Genomic DNA, 16,424 nt, shown 5'->3' on the forward strand with positions numbered 1-16,424 from the left:
AGGTATCGCTCCTCAGAAACCAAGTGGACCTTTGGCCAAAGCAAGGCCGAGGATCAGGTGGAAAACGACGTAGATACCAACCGAGGTACAGACCCCCGTTACGAGGGACCAAAGGGGTTGTGTCCCCAGGCGCCACGTCAAGTAGGCCGTTGCGAATACAGTCGAAATCAGGAAGCCGATTTCGGGAAGCGCCCAGCTGTATGCAAACATGACAGCTGCCGCGAAGACGATTTCGGCAAATTCGCGCATATGCGGCCATTCCGGTTCGTCGTCGGGGCGCAAGATGAAGTAGAGCGAACAAAGCGCGACGATGGAGCCTACGATGTAGGGGAATGCACGCGGACCAACCACATCGACCATGAAGCTGTCTTTGATCGTTGACGCGGCCCAAATATAGAAGATGGCGAGCGCCAACCCAAAGCCGCCAAAGATGCGGTCACTCATTTTCTCCTCCCTTTCATTTGATGTGCAGTGGGCTGGCCGGTTCATGCGGCCAGCCCGAAGTCGCGTTATTGGATAATGCCAATCTCTTTCGACAGCTTGGTCACATCAGAGATGCTGCCCGCCACGAAGTTGTGCATATCGTCGCCGAAGTTGTTGAAGGGTGCGATTGCAGCTTCTTCAAGGGTTGCCTGGAAGCCCGGGTCGGCAACCATGGTCTTAATGGCGTTCGACCAAAACTCTTTCGCTTCGTCCGAGGCACCAGCGGGCATGTAAAGACCGCGCCAGTTCGCACCAACCACGTCATAGCCCAGCTCTTTTGCGGTGGGGATGTCCGGGTAGTTGGCCAGACGCTCGGGCGCCATGATGCCGATGATGCGGATGTCACCCGACTCCAAGAAACCCAGCATTTCCGAGAAGTCACCTGACAGCGCTTCGGTCGCACCCGAAAGCAGACCTGTCATCGCTTCGCCGCCACCGTCAAACGAGACGTATTTCAGCTGCGTGACGTCTTCCATTCCTGCTTCGCGTGCCACCAGCATGGGCTTGATGTGGTCGAAGCTGCCAACCGACGAGCCACCAGCGATACCGACCGAACGCGGATCTTCCAAGATCGCGTCCATCATGTCTTTTAGCGTCTGGAAGGGCGAGTCTGCGCGAACAGCGATGGCGCCATATTCCGCACCGAAGGTCGCCAGGAAGTGTACGTCATCCTGCGTCGCGTCCTCATAGATGCCCTGCGCTATACGCGCGCTGGTCGACATAGACGCTGCAACGATCAGGTTGTTGTCTTCGTTACGCTCTTTGGTGACGTGGGCAAAGGCAACACCGCCGCCGCCGCCCGACATGTTGGTGACTTGCATCGAATCTTCGATGACACCCAGATCAAAAAGGTGTTTGGCGGTTGTACGGCAGATGAAGTCCCAGCCACCACCCGGGTTGGACGGGGCGATGCACTGCGGGCTTTCAGCTTTGAATTCAGCGGATGCAGTACCCACACCGGCCAGCAGGGCAACGGTAGCGAAGGCGCTTGCACGAGTAAGTTTCATGAACACGAGGTGGTCCTCCCATTTTTTGATGTTCGGTAGCGCGAATCTCGCGCCAGTAACAGGAATTGCATATTTGATTGCAAAAAGCCAATTTAAATTTGCTTTTACACGGTCAAAAATCCAAAGTCACATTGCTGCATATTAGCCGTACTGTTGCCGCATCGCTGCAAAAGCATTGATTAATAACAACTTATTTTTCTACCCGGCGTCACCGGAGCTTGGCTTTTGTTCTACCGGACTGGCAAAAAACCAATCATGGGCACGTGACAGTTGCAGAAAGGTGTAGACCTAAATCCAATTTTTTGGTTTTTATAACTCATAAAGCCAGAAAACTGGGGCGTTCTGGAAAGGCAAATGCAATCTGGGATGCCCCCAAATCAACCCATCGGTGATTAGGATGTCGGGAAGAACAAGCGAGCTTTCGAGGAAGATCTCCAACCGGCTACTACATGACATAGTGTCCGGCTCCCTAAGTGCCGGAGAGCATGTCAGCGCCCAGCAGGTTGCCGACAGATACGGCGTTTCGCGTACTCCGGTACGCGAAGCTTTGGTTAGCCTTGAAAACCAGAAGGTACTCGTCCGGCAACCAAACCGCGGATATTTTGTTGCAGACAAAATCCCATCAAAGATAAATTCTACCCTGGCAAAAGCGATGCCCGAGGGAAATGAGGACTATCAAACCCTCGCCAACGACTGGCTGACCAACCAGATCCCCGAGGACGTTACTGAACAGTTTTTGCGTCAGCGATATGGCTGGACTAAAACCAAGGCTCACGACCTATTGGCCAGGGCATCCCGAGAAGGATGGGCAGAACGCAAAGAGGGATACGGTTGGCGTTTTTTGCCGGTTGCCAAGACCCCAGAGGCTTTCGATCAGATCTATAGATTTCGAATGGCGATCGAACCCGCCGCCATGCTCGAACCCACTTTCGAGCTTGATCACAAAGTCTTGGATGAACAGCGGCGTATTCAGGAAGGCATGTTGAACATGGACGTGAAATCAGCTCCGGACGAGTCCTTGCTCAAGAACGGTTCGCTGTTTCATGAAGAACTGATCAAACTCTCGGGCAACCCATTTTTCCTGATGTCACTACAGAGAGCCAACCGGATGCGCCGCTTGATGGAGTACCGGGCTGAAGTCAACCGCGAACGCCTTATCGAGCAATGCTCTGAACATCTCGAGATCTTGTCTCTTTTAGAGCGCGGCAACGTTGCAGATGCTTCTTACCGGATGCGCCAACATTTAAGCGGTGCCCTGAAACGCAAATCACCGCTGGCTTGGAGCTGGGCTGCGGACAATCCGACGGAGGCCGATTGAGCGATGCCGCAAGACGTTAGATCTGCGCCCATGATCCACTCGATGGCGCTGGTTGCGCATGACAAGATGAAAGATCAGATGATCGAATGGGCGAATGCGCATAAGTCCGAACTGGCAGAGATGGAATTGTTCGGCACCGGCACGACCGGGGGGCGTATCGCCACTGAAGTCGGGTTACAGATCACCTGTCTGAAAAGTGGCCCTCTCGGAGGTGATGCGCAAATCGGCGCGATGATCGCTGAAGGGCGCCTTGATGCGCTGATCTTTTTCATCGACCCGCTTTCCGCGCTGCCTCACGATGTCGATGTGAAGTCGCTGCTACGACTGGCCACGCTGTATAACACTGCGCTGGCCATCAACGTGGCAAGCGCGACGCTGTTAGTGCGCGCGGCTAGCGTTAAAGCCGCCAAAACAGCCTGAGGATTCACTTTCCGCACGATCTACAGAAATATGAATGTCTGCGGCGGGGCTTTAAGGGGTCATTCAGGTAAATAAAGCTAATGGCAGTTTTGTCCGCGAATGGTGAATTCGTTCAGCGCCAAATCTTGCACGCGCAGCGAATGACCGGAATGCGGGCTGCGACCGCAGAATGCAAGCAGAGTACCGAATGTCTCTTATGGGCCGTCTGCGTGATAAGCTGGCAGCGGGGCAAGGGCTTCTGCTGCAACAGCACCGAGCTCCGAAATGAGCCCAAAATGACTAATGCTGCGCAACGCTCCAAGGTCCGTTTTGTTCGTCCGTAGGATTATTCTGAAAAAACTTCCGATCTGCGGCGGCACAGTAAGTTCCCAGTTATGTCCACGCAGACGTGCTGTTCGATCCTACTGACCACGATTCGCTATGCAAACCACTTTGGCACGCTATTTGCCGATCTAGTACCAGCCTCAGGTCAGCATCCGAAGCCTCGAACAGCACTCCAGTTCCTAGTTTCTCGGGGGCTTTGGTTTGCGCCAGAAGGCGCCTACATTTTTTCAAATGCACTGTATTGGAGTGATTGCCCCATTCCATTTGATCACTTCTGCTGCCAGGTTGTGACCAGCTTTCAGACATTCGCGAACGTCCTTACTCTTGACATGTGCTGCGAGGAAACCAGCATTGAAACTGTCCCCTGCGGCTGTGCTATCAACGACTTCTGCTACGGTGGGCAAACCTTGGGCTTTCTGACAAGTAGTGAGATTGATTGGACCAAGAGCTCCCCGTTTCAGTGCGCCAAATTCCACACCAAGACTGCCTAAACGGCGCAAAACATCTGTTTCGTTTCGATCGCCAAAAAGCTCAATCTCATCGTCCAGTGAAGGCAGCGCGATATCGGTCAGCCGCCACATTTCACGATTTAATTCCCTAGCCGCTTTTGTGCTCTCCCACAGACGTGGCCGGTAATTACTATCGAAGGCAACAGTACCCCCTCCTTTGCAGAAGCCGCTTACAAAATGAAGCAGGTTTCTTCTCACCTCAGGCGTGAGAATTGCTAATGAAATACCGGACAAATACAGTAAATCGTAGCCGGTCAATTCTTCCAATGGAACTGAGCACGGGGCTTGAAAAAGCGTGCGAGCAGCGGAGTCGGAACGCCAGTAAGTAAAGCTGCGCTCGCCGTTTTCGTCCGTATCTATGGCATAGAGACCTGGATTTTTGTCGTCGCGAATTTCAATGCTGGATGTGCCAATTCCGTGTGCGGAAATCGATTTCATAATGATCTGCGAATAGGGATCCGAACCCAACGCCGTACAGTACGCAACAGACACATCGGTGTCGGCTAAAATCCGGCTCAGGTAAACGGCGGTATTGAATGTGTCACCGGCAACGCCCAGCTTTGCGTTGACACCATCATCCGACACAATCTCGATCATCACTTCGCCGATGCAGCAGATCTTCTGAATCGGGCGCTTATTTCTTGCCACCTAAATCTCTCCGAATGTTTGTCGCACCTGATCCCAGGCATTTTCGAGGTGGCGCTTGAGCGCATCCTCAGCTGCGTCTGGGTCGCGCATAAGAACTGCGTCAAATATTTCCTTATGGGCCTTAAAGTTCTTTTGGTTTCGGTCCGGGAGTCGTGGCATTTGCATCCAATGGGGCGCTAGCCACGTTGTGTAGGCCCGGTTGACCGCTGGCAGCACCGGATTCCGAGGAATTTCATACAGGATCCGGTGAAACCCAATATCGGTTTCGTAAAACATTTCGCTGTTATCTATAGACGCCTCGTTTGCTTCCAGCGCCTGTTTCAATGCGGATATATCATGTTTGTCCGCTGTTTTGGCGGCTTCCCGAACCAGCGCTGCCTCAAGCAAGATGCGTGTGTCAAACAGATTTCTAACGCCTCCGGGCTGGTGCAACAGATGCGTGACGATGCTTTCGATCGCGCTGAAAGCACTGTCGTATCCCGGTTTTCGAACCAGCGGGCGGTGCCTCGGGCGCGCTTCAATCAATCCTTTGTTCGACAATGCGACAACTGCTTCGCGAACGACTGTTCGACTGATCCCGAATTCCTCCATCATGTCGCGCTCGGGTGGTAGTGGCTGGCCATCTCCAAGCTCACCGGTCTGGATTCTCTGAGCAAGGATTGCGACGACATTGTCCGCGGCCCGTCCATTTTCAGCTTGGTTTCGCACAAAGATTTCCTTTCGGTAGCAGGGACCACACAGACCATTGCCTCATGCAGATTAAGTATTACAAGCGCCCAAGGATCAGGTCGGCACAACGATCCCCCATCATCATGGCAGGCGCCTGAGTGTTTCCGGCATTGATATCCGGCATCGCAGACAGGTCGCAAACCCGAAGATTTTCAACGCCTCTCACGCGCATTCGCGGATCAAGAACCGCCAGTGGGTCGTTGTCAGCACCCATTTTCGCGGTACCTGCCGGATGGTAGTTTGTTTTGACAAAACGTCGGCAATACGCGCGCAGGTCTTGGTCTGAGCGCACCTCAGGCTGTGGCAACATGACTTTGTCGATCCGGTCGGCAAGAGGTGGCGCGTTGAATGCCTCGAGAAAGAACCGTTGGCCCTTAACCATCTGGTCCATATCCTCCTCGTCCTTCAAAAGGTTCGGCGACACGCTGGGCATGGCCTTGGGATCGGACGACGACAGCTTGACGGTCCCTCGGGACCTAGGTTTGATTACAACTGTTGTGACCGTCAGCCCATAGCCATCCTCGACCAAATGACGGGTATCGCGGTCGACATAGACGATCGGAACGCAAAAGGCCTGAATCGTTGGCTCTGCCTCCGGGTCCTGAGGATTGACGAAAGCACCTGCTTCAACACCAGCGCTTGTGATCGGACCACTTCCAAAGAGCTTAAACTGAAGGCCATTCCGGATCATGCGCCAACCTTCACCCTGTCGGTAGTACCCGCCTTTCCCCTTGACGCGTGCAGTGATGGGAACTTCAGGGTGATCCACCAGATTTTCACCGACACCGGGCAAATCCACCGCGCATGGGACATCGAATTCCCGAAGATGTTCGGCCGGGCCTATCCCCGACAGCATCAGGATTTTCGGCGTTACCAGGGAGCCTGCAGAAAGTATCACTTCTCCGCTGCACCTTGCCGTGTGAACATTGCCCCTCCGATCAGCAAACCGAACACCGACGGCTTTGCCGTTCTCAATAACGACGCTCAGAACTTCGGACTGTAAACGCACGGTCAGGTTTGGGTCATTCTTCAGAGGCTCAATAAATGCATACGCTGATGATGACCGTCGACCGTTTCGGTTCATGAATTGATAGAATCCCACACCGCGCTGCCGCTCCCCGTTGAAATCCGGTGAAATCGGTTCGCCCAGGCCCTGAACGGCCTGCACGAACAGCCGGGACAGATCATCGATATGACCCGGGTCGGACACCAACAGCGGTCCACCTGTGCCGTGGAGATCATTGTACAGACGATTGTTGTCTTCCATGCCGCGAAAATGCGGTAGAACCGCATTCCAACTCCAGTCGACGCCGTCATTGCTGCCGTGCAAAATGTCCTGCCACGCGTCGTAATCTGATGGGCGCCCGCGCATGTAAACCTGCGCATTCACAGACGAACCTCCACCAAGCACATGCCCTTGGGGGATGTCGTGGACGCGCCCTCCCAGATGCTCCTGTTCTACAGTCTTGTGATAGCGCATGAATTTCGTGCCGTTAATCATTTTGAAAATACCCGGCGGCATGTCCAAAAGCGGGTGTTTGTTGGAATGCCCCGCCTCAAGAAGAAGAACCCGGTTTTTCCCGTCCTTGGCCAACCGAGCGGCGACCACGCAGCCGGCGGCCCCTCCTCCCGCAACGATATAGTCGTATTCGACGGCCATACTGCTCCTCCCATAGAACAACGCCTGTTTAGTGATGCATGCAGGACATGCGCCTCCGGCAGCCTAAAAACCATTCTCGTTGGAAGGCTTTCGGAGCAGCGGCACCTCAGGCATATATGATCGTACCAAAATTTTCAAGGGAGAGCCCAAAATATCAAATATGGCACATTTTTCACGTTTTCTCTTGACCTAAGCGCGAATCTAGGTGAGTTAGAAATATGTTTGGTACGACCAAAGGTGAATCGTGTTAGATTTTGATATCCAGTCCGGAAAGATCCTCAAAGCGCATATGCTCATCGATGGCGCGTGGGTCGACGACGCGGCCGGTGATCGGGTCGAAGTGGAAAATCCAGCGAACGAGCAAGTTTTCGCCACGGTACCGCTTGGATCGGAAGATGATGTGGCGCGAGCGTTGGAAGCGGCGCATAAAGCGCAATCTGACTGGGAAATGGTCCCGGCTGTGCAGCGCGGGCGAATTGTTCGGCGGCTTGGCGAACTCGTTTTGAAACGGACCGATGATCTGGCTCGGATCATCACGATGGAACAGGGCAAACCCTTCAATCAGGCGCTGGGTGAAGTCACCGCCTCGGCTGAGTTCTTGTTTAACGCTGCCGATAATGCGCGGCGCATCGAGGGGGATATTCTTGTCTCGGACAACCCCGATGAAGAGATTTTCATTCGACGCCACCCCTACGGCGTGGTCGTCGGGTTGACCGCCTGGAATTACCCGTCTGCTCTTGTCACCCGCAAGCTTGGCCCCGCCCTGGTCGCCGGGAACGGTTTTGTTCTGCTTTCGCACGAGATCACACCGCTTTCCGGTTTGTTTATCGCTGCACTTGCGCAGCAAGCGGGGGTGCCGACCGGACTGTTCAATGTGATTACGGGCCGAGGCCCTGTGGCGGGTCAAGCCCTTGTGCAGCACCCACTCACGTCTATGGTGACTATGACCGGCAGCAACCGGGCTGGACGCGAGATATTTCGGGCCGGCGCCGACGGGATGAAAGTCTTGCGCCTGGAGCTCGGGGGAAAAGCGCCCTTCATCGTACTGGAAGACGCCGACATAGACCGGGCCGTTGAAGCGGCGATGGTTTCGCGATTCACGAATTGCGGTCAGATCTGTACTTGCAATGAGCGGATGTACCTGCATCGTTCAATCGCCGATGAGTTCCTCGAGAAATTTGTTTCAAAAGCCGCAGCCATGACGATCGGCGACCCTATGGACAACCCGGACATGGGCCCAAAGGTCAGTGGACCAGAGGTCGACAAGGTGGCTTCACTGGTCCGGGCGTCGATCGAGGCTGGTGCCGAAGTGCTTCTGGAAGGCGGCCCACTGAACCAAGGCCCCCACTCGAAAGGTCATTGGATGGCCCCAACGGTTTTGGAAGTCAAAGACAACAACACAGCCGTGGTTAAAAACGAAGTATTCGGGCCAGTGGTGCCTGCCATTCGAGTGGACGGTTTTGATCAGGCATTGGCGATGGCAAATGACACCGCATTCGGATTGTCCGCCTATGTCTTCACAGCAAATCATCGCCGCATCATGCAAACCCCTAAAGCGCTGAAGTTTGGCGAGATTTACGTCAATCGGGCCAATGGTGAACAGGTGCACGCGTTCCACAACGGTTGGGGTCAGTCCGGCTTGGGCGGAGAAGATGGGAAATACGGTTTCGACGGGTACCTGCGAAAGCAGAGCCTTTATCTAAACTGGGGGTGATCCCGGTAATTCAGCGGCTTGGAGGATGCGGCCGCGTTAAACTTGGAGGAGATGTAATGAAACGTCGTAACATGCTTGGATCAGCAATTGCTCTCAGCGTCGGCCTGGGGGCCGGACTGGCCATCGCCGAGACACCGCCGCTGGAGGCCAAAGACACGTATCGTGTGGGCTTCCCACAAATGGAGTCCAACAATCCATGGCGCATCGCGCAAACCAAATCCTTCCACGATACAGCCGAAACCTGCGGCTGGGATTTGATAGCGACCGACGCCGCCGGGTCTGCCGCCAAACAGGTTGCGGATGTGGATTCAATGATCGCGCAGGGTATCGACGTTTTGTTCCTTCCCCCACGCGAAGAAAAACCACTCATCCCTGCCGTCATGAAGGCAAAAGCCGCCGGAATTCCGACCTTTCTGGTAGACCGCTCGGTTGATCCAAGCGTTGCGCAGGCGGGCGACCACTACGTATCATTCCTTGGGTCTGATTTTATTGAGCAGGGCCAACGCGCCGCAGACTGGCTGATAGCAAATTTTAGCGGTGAAAAAGGCGTTATTGTCGAGCTTGAAGGGACGACCGGATCTTCACCGGCAAATGACCGGAAAAAAGGTTTTGACGATCAGATCGCGACGGATGACCGGTTTGAAATCGTCGCTTCCCAAACCGGCGACTTTGCCCGCGATCTGGGGCGTCAGGTGATGGAAACACTGCTACAGGCGCATCCGGACGTGAATGTTGTCTACGCCCATAACGATGAAATGGCGATTGGCGCTATTCAAGCACTGGAGCTTGCGGGTCGTAAACCGGGGGAAGATGTAATCATCGTGTCGATCGACGGCACACGCGATGCCCTGCAGGCCATTATTGACGGCAAGATGGGTGTCACTGTTGAAAGCTCACCTTTCTTCGGTCCGCTCGCTTGTGACGTTATGAAACGGTACGCGGCCGGGGAAGAAATTCCCGGCTGGATCAAGGTCGAAGATCGGATCTTCACCAAGGACAACGCCGCCGATCATATCGACGAAGCCTATTAACCACTCCCTGTGTCGGAGGGGGCGGTATGCCGTCCCCTTTGATGCCTCTCATCGCAAGAGATCACGCAAATGACCGATTTGATCGAAATGAGCGGTATCTGTAAGGCGTTCGCCGGTGTGGTAGCCTTGCAGGATGCCCAGCTTCATTTGAAGCCCGGTGAAGTTCATGCGGTTATTGGCCAGAACGGCGCCGGAAAATCCACCCTTATCAAGATACTCACAGGTGTTTACCGCAAGGATTCCGGAAGTGTTAAAATCAACGGCTCTGAAACCGGAATCAGCACTCCCCGTGAAGCACAGGATGCAGGGATTGCAACGATTTATCAGGAGCTGAGCCTCGTACCCCTGCGCAGCGTGACGGAAAACGTGATGATGGGGTACGAGCCACGCACGAAACTCGGGCTAATCGATTGGCAACGCGCGCACCTGCAGGCCGAAAAGACTTTGAAACGGTTCGGCGTGGACATCGATGTTCGCGCGCAACTTGGAACCTATTCCACCGCGATACAGCAGCTTGTTGCGATTGCCCGTGCCGCTTCGATGAAAGCGCAGGTTGTGATCATGGACGAAGCCACATCGTCCCTGGACGATCAGGAAATAGATATCCTTTTCGGGGTCGTGCGTGAACTGAAAAAGCAAGGCGTTGCAATCCTGTACATCTCGCATTTTCTGGATGAGCTCTACCAGATCTGTGATCGGGTGACGATCATGCGGGACGGTCAGACAGTTGGTCAGCATGTGGTCTCCGAGACAACCAAATTAGGGTTGATTTCGGAAATGCTGGGTCGCGACCCGGAAGAAATCGAAGCGGCAGGTATGACCGGTCTGGGCGGTGAAAAGCGAAATCAGCCTGGTGAGGTTTTGCTGGAGGCTGACGAGATATCCACCGGCCACGGATTGAAAGACGTCACGGTATCGGTGCGCAAAGGCGAGATCGTCGGTTTGGGCGGCCTGCTTGGAGCTGGCCGAACTGAAGTTGCACGGGCACTGTTCGGGCTGGATGCCTTAAGAAAAGGTAAAATCACCCATCGCGACGGCCCGGATCGCATCAGCAATCCGGCACATGCGATCGAAGCCGGTATCGGCTTTTTAACCGAGGATCGCAAACGCGAAGGGATCATTCCGCATATGTCTGTGCGCGAAAACATGACTCTCGCCCTGCTGCCCCGGCTTCGGAAATTCGGCGGGGTGGATCGCAAGCGAGAGCAGGAGCTGGTGGGGTCTTTCATATGTTCCCTGGGCATCAAAACCGCAAGCATGGAACAGCCGATCCGTGAATTGTCGGGCGGCAATCAGCAAAAGGTCTTGCTTGCGCGATGGCTGGCGCTCGATCCAAGACTGCTGATTCTCGATGAACCGACCCGCGGGGTCGATGTCGGCGCCAAATTCGAAATCCAGTCGATCATCCGAGACTATGTTGAAAAAGGTCTTGGCGTTCTTCTGATCAGCTCAGAATTCGAGGAACTGGTGGAAGGGGCGGACCGGATCGTCGTGCTGCAGGACGGCCATTCCGTCACGGAACTGGAAAACCCCGGGGTAACCGAGGAAAGGCTGATCGCTGCCATCGCCCACCATTATGAAAGGGGTGCAGCATGACCCCAGAGAACAAACAAACCTTGAACACCAGCGGAACCTCAGGAACGCGACTTCAGTTCGACTGGAGCTGGGTCAGCAACAACGGGGGAGTGATCGCACTGATCGTGATCCTGGCTTTCAACGTTATAGTGACACCAAACTTCCTGAACCCTCAAACCCTGTTCGTGAATATCAGTCAGGTAGCAACAATTGCGATTGTGGCTGTCGGGATGACACTGGTGATTGCCACTGGCGGCATCGACCTGAGCGTTGGTGCGGTCATGGCGTTGGCAGGGGCGATGGCACCCCTGATCTTCACGTCACCGTTTGCCGAAGCGAACCCCCAAATAGGGCTGGTTCTGTCTATTGTTGTGCCTGTGTTGGTGGCATTGCTTTGTGGTGCATTCAACGGGTTCATGGTGAGTTACCTCAATGTACAACCCATTGTCGCGACGTTGATTTTCTTTATCTCCGGTCGTGGAATCGCATTGGTTCTTACCAACGGAAATCTCCAGACATTCACTAACCCGGAATTCAGTTATCTGGGTACAGGCAAGATCCTTGGGTTTCCGTTTCAGGGTTATCTGGTCCTTTTGATCGCAGTCGTGGTGTGGTGGGTCGTGAACCAGACGGTATTTGGCCGTCAGCTCTTGGCAGTGGGCGGAAACGAGAAGGCCGCGCGGTTGTCCGGCGTTCCTGTCAAACGGGTCAAGATCGGGGCCTACGTGATCTGCGCCGGACTTTCCGGCATGGCAGGCCTGATCGTTGTCGCAATAAACTCCGCTTCGGACGCGGCACGGATTGGCAACCTGATGGAACTGGACGCAATCGCAGCAGCTGTTGTGGGTGGTGCTTTGTTGCAGGGCGGTAAAGCGCCCATATTCGGCGCCATACTGGGTGCCGTGATCATACAGCTCGTCAAATACACGCTATTGGCCAACGGGGTCGCGGATGAAGTCGCGTTGATCGCCAAAGCCGGGATCATCGTGACAGCAGTATACCTTCAGCAAGCGCGCAAGGAGTAAACCGATGCTTGATACATCTGCATTTGACCTGCGCCGCTATCTGCAAGGCAGTACACACAGCATCGGCGTTTGGATCGCGCTTGTCATCCTGATCCTGTTCGGATTGCTGCGCTACGAAAACTTTGGTGGAGCCTACAATATCTCCTCCTTCTTAAACTATAATGCGATGTTCATCGTGATCTCTGTCGGGATGTGCTTTGTGATCCTGACGGGTGGCATCGATCTGTCGGTAGGCTCTGTTGCGGCGTTCACCTCGGTTGTTGCAGCTTATTTATCACCCTACGGAATCCAGATCGCTTTGCCCGGCGCGGTGGCCGCTGGTCTGGCAATTGGGGGGCTGAACGCGTTTTTCGTTGTCGCAATGCGCATTCCACCTTTTATCGCCACGCTCGCCACGATGCTGGGTGCCAAAGGCGGCGCTTTGGTGATCTCGGGTGCACAGACGATTTCGATCGACTGGGAATCGAACTTTACCAAAATGGGCCTCGAAAAGGCGTTCGGTGTTCTGCCCTGGACCATTGTGATCACCTTTGTACTGGTCGTCGCGCTGTGGATTGTTCTGGAGAAGACGTCACTGGGGCGCACAGTTCTTGCCGTCGGTGGCGGTGAGGATGCCAGCATCATGATGGGCTTGAGCGTCACAAAAGCGAAGATCTTTGTCTACACGCTGAGCGGCGGTTGCGCGGGTCTGGCTGGTGTCTTTCTGGCCTCCGGATTTGGCGCAGGTCAGCCTCTAGAAGGTGTCGGGTGGGAATTGTCTGCGATCGCATCTGTTGTTGTTGGCGGCACATTGCTGACCGGTGGCCTGGGATCTGTCCCGGCAACCGTCGCAGGTGCACTGTTGCTGGGTCTGGTTTTCAACATCCTGAACTTCGAGAACGGCCGAGGTGTCATCAGCCTGAGCGCATACTGGCAGATGGTGATCCGCGGCGCCTTCCTGTTTGTCGTGATTGTCTTCCAAAGCCGCGTGGCGTCATCATCCAAGGAAGGAACGGTTTGACATGGGAAAAATCGCAAGCGTTTCCGTGAACCTGTTTGATGTCCCCCTTGCGGAGGTACTGACGGATGCGAAACACGGAGATCATACGCATTTCGAATTGGTCACTGCGACAGTCCGGCTTGAAGATGGCAGCGAAGGCACCGGCTATACCTATACCGGTGGCAAGGGCGGGCGATCCATCGCCGCAATGATCGAACATGATCTGGCATCCTTCCTGACCGGGGAAGAGGCCGACAATGTAGAATCGTTGTACGATGCGATGCAGTGGCATGTTCACTACGTTGCCCGAGGCGGCATAGCATCCTTTGCAATTTCCGCCGTCGATATCGCGTTGTGGGATTTACGGTGCAAATCTCTGGGCAAACCTCTCTGGCAGATTGCAGGCGGTCACAGCAACAGATGCCGAGCCTATGCGGGTGGTATTGACCTGAATTTCCCGCTTCCGAAATTGCTCGCCTCCATTCAGGAATACTTGGACCAAGGCTTCAACGGCGTAAAAATCAAAATCGGGCAGCCCACACTGGAGGAAGATGTCGCTCGGGTCGAAGCGGTACGGAACCTGATTGGACCGGACATCACGTTCATGGTTGACGCCAACTATTCCATGAGTGTGGAACAGGCAATTACCGCCGCGCGTGCTTTTGAGCCTTACAATCTGACCTGGTTCGAGGAGCCGACTATCCCCGACGACTACAAGGGCTTTGGGCGCATCGCGACCAACTCGAACATTCCATTGGCCATGGGTGAAAACCTACACACGATCCACGAATTTGAATACGCAGTGGCAGATGCGTCGCTGGGTTACCTACAGCCGGACGCGTCCAATTGCGGCGGTGTAACGGGTTGGCTGCAAGTCGCGAAACTCAGCCGGGACCACAATCTGCCGATTTGTTCGCATGGAATGCAGGAATTGCATGTCAGCCTTGTCAGCGCGCAGGAAAACGCCGGCTGGATCGAAGTACATTCCTTCCCGATTGACCAATACACCACCCGCCCGCTTCACGTCGAAAACCATTTGGCCGTTGCTCCTGACGATCCTGGGATCGGCGTCACCTTCGATTGGAACAAGCTTCGCCAAGCGCACGAGGAAATGCACTCATGACTCCAGACAAGATAACCGCGGCCTACTACCGTGGTGACAAGACATTCATCGTCGAGACAACCGAAGTGCCACAACCAAAACCGGGTGAAGTTCTTTTAAAGATCGCCTACTGCGGCATTTGCGGCACCGACATGCATGTCTACCACGGAAATATGGACGCACGCGTCGGGCTGAACCGCATCGTCGGTCATGAAATGTCGGCTACTGTGGCGGAGGTTGGCGAAGGTGTGTCCGAGTTTGACATGGGCCAGAAAGTCGTCGTGCGTCCCCTGGCAGCCTGCGGCAATTGTCCGGCCTGCGCGGAAGGATATTCGCACATTTGTCACAACCTGCAATTTCTGGGCTTGGACACGGATGGGGCCATGCAGGAATACTGGTCCGTTCCGGCCGAGACCCTGCATGTTCTACCAGAAGATATACGCCTGGACCATGCCGCGCTGATCGAGCCGGTGGCGGTCGCCTGTCACGACGTGCGGTTATCGCAGTTAACACCCGGCGAAAACGCTGTAGTCATCGGTGGCGGACCCATTGGTGTACTGGTCGCTATGGTCGCCAGAGAAGCAGGAGGCAACGTCACAATCTCAGAGGTCAACGAAAACCGCCTGAGAATCGCGGACCAGCTTGGTTTCGATACCGTCAATCCTTTGAAAAGCGATCTGGTCGCAGCGATCAACGAAAAGACGGGTGGCAAAGGGGCGGAGGTCGTGTTTGAAGTATCCGGGTCTCAGCCCGGCGTAGATGCCATGACGACCGTTGCCGCGACCCGCGGGCGTATCGTGATGGTGGCAATCCATGCGGCACCTCCCAAGGTGGACATGTTTCAGTTTTTCTGGCGCGAACTCAAGTTGATTGGAGCCCGAGTTTACGAGCCCGAGGATTACGAGAAAGCCATAGAACTTATCAGGAATGGCGAGGTGGATGCGGAGACAATCATAACCGATGTCAGCCCGCTGACGGATATCCAATCTGCATTCGAGGCGCTCGACAGCAGCCCGGTTGCGATGAAAAGCCTGATCAAGGTCGGAGGCGGACAATGAGAGGTTTACCGATGTTTGACTTGAGCGGAAAAACAGCGCTCGTCACCGGCTGCAAGCGCGGGATCGGTCGGAGCATGGCAGAAGCTTTGGCAGAGGCGGGTGCCGACATTGTAGGCGTCAGCGCAACTCTGGAGCTGGAAAACAGCGAGGTGGAAAAGACGGTCCGTGCATTTGGGCGCGCATTCAAAGCCTATCAGTGCGATTTCCGAGACAGGGAAGCCGTACTTCAATTCGCGGCCCAGTTGTCTCAGGACGGCATTGTCCCAGATGTTCTCGTCAACAACGCTGGAACGATCAAACGTGCCCCCGCCGCTGAGCACTCGGATGAGTACTGGGACGAAGTCATCGACGTGAACCTTTCCGCTCAGTTCATTCTGGCGCGTGAGATAGGTGCCGCGATGTTGAAGCGCGGCAGCGGAAAGATCGTTTTCACGGCTTCACTTCTGACTTTCCAGGGGGGGATCACAGTGCCAGGATATGCGGCCTCCAAAGGCGGGATCGGCCAACTGACAAAAGCGCTGGCCAATGAATGGGGGGGCAAAGGCATAAGCGTCAATGCGATTGCGCCCGGCTACGTCGCGACCGACAATACGAAGGCCTTGCGCGACGACCCTACCCGTTCGCAGGCTATTCTTGAACGGATACCATTGGGTCGGTGGGGTAAACCGGACGACTTTGCAGGTCCGGCCGTGTTCCTGAGTTCTCCAGCGTCCGACTACGTAAATGGTGAAATTCTTGTTGTGGATGGCGGTTGGATGGGCCGCTAACAACAGCATTTCTCAGGCGCTGGTATACCGAAACTCGCTAGGTAGCTAAGCCCACAGCAGGACAACAACACCGCC

The 16,424-nt window shown here is 54.9% G+C and carries 15 protein-coding genes; 10 read left to right on the forward strand and 5 right to left on the reverse strand.

From position 1 onward, the window contains the following. Nucleotides 1–12 precede the first annotated feature (12 nt). Together AC2FJZ_RS10110 and AC2FJZ_RS10115 are read right to left on the reverse strand one after the other, a co-directional pair. On the reverse strand, nucleotides 13–444 hold the full coding sequence (locus AC2FJZ_RS10110; RefSeq protein ID WP_496669332.1) for a tripartite tricarboxylate transporter TctB family protein: 432 nt from the start codon (nucleotides 442–444) through the stop codon (nucleotides 13–15). Nucleotides 445–509: 65 nt separating this feature from the next. Continuing rightward, nucleotides 510–1,490, reverse strand: a complete 981-nt coding sequence (locus AC2FJZ_RS10115; RefSeq protein WP_282027314.1) for a Bug family tripartite tricarboxylate transporter substrate binding protein — start codon at nucleotides 1,488–1,490, stop codon at nucleotides 510–512. 397 nt (nucleotides 1,491–1,887) lie between these two features. Here AC2FJZ_RS10115 and AC2FJZ_RS10120 point away from each other — a divergent pair, with 397 nt between their 5' ends. Continuing rightward, nucleotides 1,888–2,808: a GntR family transcriptional regulator gene (locus AC2FJZ_RS10120; protein ID WP_282027315.1), complete on the forward strand. Its 921-nt coding sequence runs from the start codon at nucleotides 1,888–1,890 to the stop codon at nucleotides 2,806–2,808. Between the two features lie 3 nt (nucleotides 2,809–2,811). Further along, nucleotides 2,812–3,228, forward strand: coding sequence for a methylglyoxal synthase (locus AC2FJZ_RS10125; RefSeq protein WP_496669331.1), 417 nt, complete (start codon nucleotides 2,812–2,814; stop codon nucleotides 3,226–3,228). A 551-nt stretch (nucleotides 3,229–3,779) separates the two neighbouring features. Here AC2FJZ_RS10125 and AC2FJZ_RS10130 read toward each other — a convergent pair. Genes AC2FJZ_RS10130 through AC2FJZ_RS10140 form a run of 3 tightly spaced genes read right to left on the reverse strand, consistent with a single transcriptional unit; the run spans nucleotide 3,780 to nucleotide 7,098 of the window. Further along, nucleotides 3,780–4,709, reverse strand: coding sequence for a sugar kinase (locus tag AC2FJZ_RS10130; RefSeq protein ID WP_496669329.1), 930 nt, complete (start codon nucleotides 4,707–4,709; stop codon nucleotides 3,780–3,782). After that, on the reverse strand, nucleotides 4,710–5,417 hold the full coding sequence (locus tag AC2FJZ_RS10135; protein WP_200818573.1) for an FCD domain-containing protein: 708 nt from the start codon (nucleotides 5,415–5,417) through the stop codon (nucleotides 4,710–4,712). It lies immediately after the preceding gene. 58 nt (nucleotides 5,418–5,475) lie between these two features. Next, nucleotides 5,476–7,098: a GMC family oxidoreductase gene (locus tag AC2FJZ_RS10140; RefSeq protein ID WP_085823071.1), complete on the reverse strand. Its 1,623-nt coding sequence runs from the start codon at nucleotides 7,096–7,098 to the stop codon at nucleotides 5,476–5,478. Between the two features lie 244 nt (nucleotides 7,099–7,342). Here AC2FJZ_RS10140 and AC2FJZ_RS10145 point away from each other — a divergent pair, with 244 nt between their 5' ends. From AC2FJZ_RS10145 to AC2FJZ_RS10180, 8 genes are all read left to right on the forward strand, one after another. Further along, nucleotides 7,343–8,812: an aldehyde dehydrogenase family protein gene (locus tag AC2FJZ_RS10145; RefSeq protein ID WP_496669326.1), complete on the forward strand. Its 1,470-nt coding sequence runs from the start codon at nucleotides 7,343–7,345 to the stop codon at nucleotides 8,810–8,812. Between the two features lie 56 nt (nucleotides 8,813–8,868). After that, complete coding sequence (locus tag AC2FJZ_RS10150; protein WP_085823073.1) at nucleotides 8,869–9,843, forward strand: ABC transporter substrate-binding protein; 975 nt, start codon at nucleotides 8,869–8,871, stop codon at nucleotides 9,841–9,843. 69 nt (nucleotides 9,844–9,912) lie between these two features. Beyond that, a complete protein-coding gene (locus tag AC2FJZ_RS10155; protein WP_496669325.1) occupies nucleotides 9,913–11,439 on the forward strand; it encodes a sugar ABC transporter ATP-binding protein in 1,527 nt (508 codons plus the stop codon). After that, a complete protein-coding gene (locus tag AC2FJZ_RS10160; protein WP_085823074.1) occupies nucleotides 11,436–12,443 on the forward strand; it encodes an ABC transporter permease in 1,008 nt (335 codons plus the stop codon). The genes AC2FJZ_RS10155 and AC2FJZ_RS10160 overlap by 4 nt, the downstream gene beginning before the upstream one ends. Nucleotides 12,444–12,447: 4 nt before the next feature. Then, complete coding sequence (locus AC2FJZ_RS10165; protein ID WP_085823075.1) at nucleotides 12,448–13,443, forward strand: ABC transporter permease; 996 nt, start codon at nucleotides 12,448–12,450, stop codon at nucleotides 13,441–13,443. A 1-nt stretch (nucleotide 13,444) separates the two neighbouring features. After that, entirely contained in the window at nucleotides 13,445–14,545 is a 1,101-nt protein-coding gene (locus tag AC2FJZ_RS10170; RefSeq protein ID WP_085823076.1) for a mandelate racemase/muconate lactonizing enzyme family protein, read from the forward strand. After that, a complete protein-coding gene (locus AC2FJZ_RS10175; RefSeq protein ID WP_496777375.1) occupies nucleotides 14,542–15,582 on the forward strand; it encodes a zinc-dependent alcohol dehydrogenase in 1,041 nt (346 codons plus the stop codon). The genes AC2FJZ_RS10170 and AC2FJZ_RS10175 overlap by 4 nt, the downstream gene beginning before the upstream one ends. A gap of 11 nt (nucleotides 15,583–15,593) precedes the next feature. Further along, nucleotides 15,594–16,349, forward strand: a complete 756-nt coding sequence (locus AC2FJZ_RS10180) for an SDR family oxidoreductase (protein WP_234995213.1) — start codon at nucleotides 15,594–15,596, stop codon at nucleotides 16,347–16,349. Nucleotides 16,350–16,424 lie beyond the last annotated feature (75 nt).

The sequence above is a fragment of the Ruegeria sp. CDSA079 genome (assembly GCF_059612245.1).